We start from the raw sequence: 4,712 nt of genomic DNA on the forward strand, positions 1-4,712 counted from the left end.
CCTGGGAATTCAGGAAGGCCTGGGTATTCCAACTCGCCTTCGAATGAAGAACCGTCTTCTGTTGGCATTGGCACGTTCTCTTCGTCACCCTTGTCTGGTGTAGTTAGAAAATCAACAAATTTAACTTCCACAGGAACAGTCGCAATCGAATCGTCCGTATAAACAACTGATACGTTAACTTCTGAAGTGCTTGGTATATCACTCGTCCATGGCCCTTCAGATTCTACCGTTTCAGTTACATTTCCTGCTTGAGGATCTACATTGACGGCATCTCGAATTTCTTCAACAGTGACAGGGAATCCAACTAATCTTTCAATAGTATTGGCAGTTGGTGGGAATTGTTCAGCTAAAGTCAAAGCACGTCTAAGTCTTACCGTAATAGGAATAGAGTTGCTATTGCCGTGAATATCCACAACACTTAAAGAAGCATTTATTACTTTCTCATTTTCACCCGTTTTCCAATTTTCTAAACGTTCAGGTGTTCCAGAAATGGTAATAGTTGCTTGACGATTATTATTAAAAGTCGTGCTATAAGTCAATCCTGCCGGCAAACCGTTAACTTTAACGGTACGTCGATCAATGTCGCTGTCATCGTTTACTGTAATGGTGAGTGGTTGAATTTTTTCAGTCTCAGTTGCATCAATCGTGTAGTTAGATGACGTGGGTTGAGGAGCAAAATTTTCACTCTGATCCTCAAAATCTGAATTCTGAGGGTCACCAGATGGCAGAGTTGGGTTCTCATTAATAGCATCCGCTGTCGTAACATTTCTAAAATTATTGCTTGGGGAAGCTCCTACCCATTCAAATCCACTTTGACCTAGAGGTAAGTTTTCTGCCATCCCAACCATAATTGAGAAAAGTTGAGACCCGTCTGCGTTATCTTCTTTTAGTTTGGCATCAAAAGATATTTCCCATCGATATTTTCTAGATGCATCTGGATGTGTTCGAAGGAAATAATAGTTTTCTTGAGAATTATCCTTAACAACTTGAATGAATTGATCTTCTTGCTCGCGGGAATTTGGCAATCCTCGGATAGCTTGAAGCGGATAGTTTACTGAAAAAGCAGGTTGATGTGAAAAGTTAGTCCCATTATTCCCAATCCCATCGTCATAGTCTATAGGCGCTTTGAAAAAATCACCAAATCCTTTACCATCTTCTACTATTCCACCAGATTCATGTAATTTGGCAAAGTTTTCCGTTTCATTTTCGCCAGTATAATGAACTAGATTTTCTTCTCCAGATTTATCAAACGCTCTAATTTTCCAATTTGTAGGCGCTTCTAAGGAATTAGGGATTGTAAAGAAATAAGTAAGTCTAGCATCACGAGACCCTAAATGGAAATTATCATTGAATCTTAAATCAAAATGAATGTCTTCTCCATTTTGATAATAAGTAAAGTTTACATATTTATTATAACGATCTGCTGTTAACCGTTCTCCACCAATTGATGCTAGTTCGTTATAATATGCATTAGCATGGTTCATAGTAGGATTTAAATAAAGGTTATTAACCAGTAATTCTTCGTTACTAAATCCATTAGTGATCGCCCCAAACAAGGCTTCCGTGGCTTCTTCAGGTTTCAATTCATTAATGTTTTCTGGCAAGTAGTATTTGATGCGGTTCACGTAGTCTTCTACTTGAACTGCATCTAAGTTAGCGTCTTGTCCTACTTGTTGACGCAAGTACTCCGTGATTCCTCCTTCGACCGAAGCGTAGCCACCAATAAATTCCGTGACAGCCGAATTAGCTGCGAAAGGTTCAACTGAAGACGCATCTTCAGGAGTTCCAGCAGTTTCTTCATCGGACGAACGCGTTTCTACCGTTTCAGATTCAGTATTAACTTCCGAGTTGTCTGTTGCCTCTTCAGTTTCTTCAGCTTCAACAACTTCTTCATCGGCTTCTTCAGCTTCTGAAACCTCTTCTGAAGATTCGACTGTTAATTCAAAACATTCAGCAGACTCCTCTACTTCATTAACAATAGAAGTTTCTGCGGAAAGTTTCTCTTCAACGACGGTACCAACTTCTTTAGAGACTTCTTCCTCGATGACGATTTCTTCAGGAACTAATTCTCTTAAGAGACTTCCAACAGACGGTTCGATTCCTGGATTTGAAAGTTGGGATTCCTCAGCTTGAACCGTCCCTCCCATAAATCCTAGAGAAACCACCGTCCCAATTAGGACCGAAGCCGCTCCAAAGTGGTATTTCCGGATACTAAACCGTTGTTTCGAGTTAAAAATATGTCGCATAATACACCCCTTAAACTTGATTAAATTTATAAGAACACCGACTATTTAAAAATATACCGTATTTTATAAAAAAAAGATAGTGTCAAATTGATATGAATAATTTTCGATACCTCTGTTTTTTCTCTTCGTTATTAGAGAAATTAAAAAAAATAGTCATTTTTTTGACCCTGTGGGGTAATAACTTGACTAAATCAATTACATTTATTGTTTTTTCCTAAATTTGGGCGCACTAACCCCTTGTATCGAGATCGGCTTTTTAAATTAGGCAACCCAAGAGGCTAGATGAGCTTGGTCTTGGTTTGATAATTTAGCCTTGGCGAAAGTTAACATGATGATAAATGACATAATCACCCTTAAAGCCATTTTCCCCCAACCTCTGATTGTATGTGTTTCAAACTTAAAATCCCGATCTAATCGACCATTTAATCGTTCGACTGCCGTTATTTGTTAGTAAATACGCTTATATTTTTTGGATGTCCGGGCGACCGGCGTAAATATACGCAGGTCTTCTGAACACTTCATCCTAAATACTCGCTTATCGTGATATTTAGGATGAAAAGTGTATCTCTGGCTGTCAGTTGTTCTATCATAGCCAGCATATTTAAGTTCGACGGACTCACCTTTGTCATTGACGTAAAACACTCGCCCTTTTTGATCGTAAATCAAATCCATGTCCTTATATTGACGAGTTTGATTTGGATTCTTCCACGTATTTCTTTTATCAATAAAAGGAAGCACAGATTTACTTTTAAGCAATTCATGCAGTGCCGTATCATCATATCCTGCATCTGCGAGAAAATTCTTCATGCGTTCAATAACGTTGATAGGAAGTTCTGAAAGCATTGTTTTTGCCACTTTTTGCTCACTTTGATTAGCAGGAGTCACTTTAAAAGTAATAGGTAATTCATACTGACAATCACACAAGAGGTGAATCCTAAAACCATAAAAATGATAGTTTTTGATGGTCCCATTTTTTAGTGGCCGTGTTTTAACTGTATATTTAGCATCAATATCTGTTCTACCATCTTTCAATTGTTTAGCCGTCGGCTTCCAATCCGATGGTTTTTTGACCGCATAAGTCTCAATAATTTTCCCATCTATGGAAACTGTTTGACCGAAGTCCGGAAGGTTTTCATAAAGGTCTTGAACAAGATTAGAGAAAATTGTTTCCACCTCATCCCAATGTTCCATTAATCGTTTTTCAAAACGTGTAAATGCAGCCTCGCTTGGCGCTAACCAGTTAGTAGAACGGTTCGGATTAGTCATGACAGAGACATAGCGATCTAGCCCACAAACTTGTCTTAATTGACTATTTCTTTTAATTCTCGAATTAACTCAACAATTGTCTGATGCTGAAGTACAAATTTGGCCAAATAACACCGCCACATTACGGAGTTTGGTAAATCATTGCGACCACCGCGCTCGCGTTGTTGATCTAATTTTTCAACTAATTGTCGATCAGGTAAGTGTTCGAAAATAAGCCACAATTTTTCCAAATCACCTAATTCATTGTCTTCGAATAAGTTAAGTTGTGTTATACTTTTCATGGGTTGAGTCTCCTCTCTTAGTGTTAGTATGTTTATGGTGAATATATTATAACATGGATTGTTGATGCAATCGGTGATAGCGAGACTCAACTTTTTTAGTCGTAAAATTTTGTTTTCAAATAAATCGCCGGAAGGAAAGCTTATAAGATCTAGCTTCCACGCTAGCGATTTTTATTTTTAATAAATTTGAGCCCTTGGGGCTCTAAGGCTAACTAGTTTCGAAAATCATTCGATATGCTCCCCCAAAAAGTTGGACCAAAAATCTAACTTTTGGGGGTTTTTATATTGGCAAAATATAGTTATGAATTTAAACGTAAAGTTGTTGAAGAATATTTGAACGGACAAGGTGGTTATGGCTATTTAGCTAAAACTAATGATATAAAAAATCATGAGACGATTAGAAGATGGGTAAATGCTTATCAAACACTTGGTGATGAGGGACTATTGAGGAGTCGTCGAAATAAAGATTATTCTATTGATTTTAAGTTAGAAGTGGTACAGTCTTATTTAACAAGTGAGGTGAGTTATCAATCTCTAGCGAATCAATATGGAATCAACAATCCCGATTTATTAACGCGTTGGGTACTCGACTATCGCAAATATGGGATTGATGGACTCTTACCAAAACAACGAGGGAGGCCACCGAAGATGTCTAAGAAAGAATCTAAGACGAAAAAAACTCAACCGTTTACTCATGATGCAGCTCAGCGGCTGAAAGAGTTGGAAGAAGAAAATTATAAACTCAGAATGGAGAATGATATTTTAAAAAAATTTCGGAGGCTCAGATTAGAAAAGACCAAGCAACAAACGAAGAACTCTCAAGATTAGTCTATAGCCTCCGTCACCAATATAAGTTGAAAGATTTATTACACTATGTCGGCTTAATCAAACAAACCTATTATAATTGGATCAAGAAATT

General features: G+C 37.6%; 4 protein-coding genes. 1 reads left to right on the plus strand and 3 read right to left on the minus strand.

What is annotated here, in order from left to right:
• The 3 genes from G396_RS11535 to G396_RS0108500 all read right to left on the minus strand — a co-directional run.
• The coding region (locus G396_RS11535) for a YSIRK-type signal peptide-containing protein (RefSeq protein WP_034907946.1) at window positions 1-2,246 on the minus strand (2,246 nt) is incomplete at its 3' end.
• A 447-nt stretch (window positions 2,247-2,693) separates the two neighbouring features.
• Window positions 2,694-3,512: a transposase gene (locus G396_RS0108495; RefSeq protein WP_081683578.1), complete on the minus strand. Its 819-nt coding sequence runs from the start codon at window positions 3,510-3,512 to the stop codon at window positions 2,694-2,696.
• A gap of 35 nt (window positions 3,513-3,547) precedes the next feature.
• Window positions 3,548-3,793, minus strand: a complete 246-nt coding sequence (locus G396_RS0108500; protein WP_028125702.1) for a hypothetical protein — start codon at window positions 3,791-3,793, stop codon at window positions 3,548-3,550.
• Window positions 3,794-4,078: 285 nt separating this feature from the next.
• Here G396_RS0108500 and G396_RS0108505 point away from each other — a divergent pair, with 285 nt between their 5' ends.
• Window positions 4,079-4,621 carry a helix-turn-helix domain-containing protein gene (locus G396_RS0108505; RefSeq protein WP_028125703.1) on the plus strand — a complete coding sequence of 181 codons (543 nt, stop codon included), beginning with the start codon at window positions 4,079-4,081 and terminating at the stop codon, window positions 4,619-4,621.
• The last annotated feature ends 91 nt before the right edge of the window (window positions 4,622-4,712 follow it).

The organism is Eremococcus coleocola DSM 15696 (assembly GCF_000428865.1).
Classification (GTDB): domain Bacteria; phylum Bacillota; class Bacilli; order Lactobacillales; family Aerococcaceae; genus Eremococcus; species Eremococcus coleocola.

Bases quoted from the DNA above. Each gene is read 5' to 3' on its own strand.
- G396_RS0108495 (WP_081683578.1), bottom strand. From the start codon at position 3,512: ATGACTAATCCGAACCGTTCTACTAACTGGTTAGCGCCAAGCGAGGCT.
- G396_RS0108500 (WP_028125702.1), bottom strand. From the start codon at position 3,793: ATGAAAAGTATAACACAACTTAACTTATTCGAAGACAATGAATTAGGT.